This window comes from Streptomyces sp. NPDC059355, from assembly GCF_042752335.1.
Lineage (GTDB): Bacteria > Actinomycetota > Actinomycetes > Streptomycetales > Streptomycetaceae > Streptomyces.
The window spans coordinates 1-1,173 of record NZ_JBHYXN010000122.1 but is presented as its reverse complement, the minus strand read 5'-3'; the positions used below and the strand labels follow the sequence as shown (position 1 = coordinate 1,173).

General features: G+C 71.4%; 1 protein-coding gene. It reads left to right on the top strand.

Annotated features, from left to right (window positions below; translation table 11 throughout):
- The first annotated feature begins 273 nt into the window (after positions 1-273).
- Positions 274-903, top strand: a complete 630-nt coding sequence (locus ACFXGI_RS38790; RefSeq protein WP_384717822.1) for a hypothetical protein — start codon at positions 274-276, stop codon at positions 901-903.
- The last annotated feature ends 270 nt before the right edge of the window (positions 904-1,173 follow it).

Sequence of the window (1,173 nt, the reverse complement as noted above, 5' to 3'; positions counted from 1 at the left end):
TGACCAGCCGGTTGCTACCCAGGCGGCGGCGTCCTTCCCCGCGCGGCCGGTGTCGTGCGGCACGACCTTGGTCGTCTTGGTGCCGAGGCCGGTGATCGGCACCCACGTCTCGCAATCGGGGCAGACCAGCGGCTGCGGCGCGTTCGGAAGTCGAGGGTGGTTTCGCGCTGCGCGGGTGAGATCAGCCAGCCCTCCTCAAAGCCGAACGGCGAAAAGCTCACCAGCAAGGGCGGGGGGCCTGTCCGGTCGTCGTACAGGGGACCGCAGCTGGCGATGAGCCCGGAGAACTACTCCGTGCTGGAGCCGGTTCACGTGCTGCTGGAGCGCGCGACCAACGATTTCGTCGTTCGAAAGATCGCCCGCGAGGTGGGCAGGCAGCTGCGCGAGGGAACCGTTACCGACCGTCTCCACCACCGGCTGACGGGCCGCCTGGCCAAGGTGATGATCTCCGATATCCGCGACCCGGGCCGGTGGCTACTCGGGGTGGCCCTGCCCCGCTGGGGTTGCGGCTACCAGGATTGCGAGGCGGGCATCATCTGGCGGACAGGCGCGGCCTGTGAGCTGTGCGCCGAGACCGTCGAGGACCGGTTCGCCGCCCGTCAGCGTGAGCAGCGCTTGGAGCAGGGGCTTTGTCCTCAGCACGGCACTCGCCCCGGCCCGTCCGGGCGTTGCGCCGACTGCGAGCTGGACGCCGCCGTCCGGCGCCCCGCGCGGGTCCCGGCGCCCCAGGAGCCTGAAGGCCCGCCCCGCTCCTCGTGCCGGATGCGGATGCGGATGCGTGATTTTCCTGACCGGCCGGGCCGTCGACACCGGCCGGTGCAAGCTCTGCCGCGAGGAGGCCGACGCCTTGGCCGCCGCCACACCTGCTGCGCCCTCCTTGCCGGAAACGTGCTCCGGCCGTGATGGTGAGACGCTCTGCACGCGTAGGGCTTTGCCGACCTGCAGTGTCTGCCTCAGCCACCGGTCCCAGGAACTCGCCGGGGAGGGGCGTGATGAGCCAGAGCCCCCAGCCCAGCGGCGTGGACCTGGCCCGCGTCGCACTATGCGCCGCACGTGAAGCCGCCAAGAAGAACGGCCCCCGCACAGCTCAGCGCTAGCCGCGGCTGACTCGAACGGTCCAGCGCGACGGCCGTGCCCCCATGGGCCTCGGCGAGGCGTCACCGCGCTCATGGC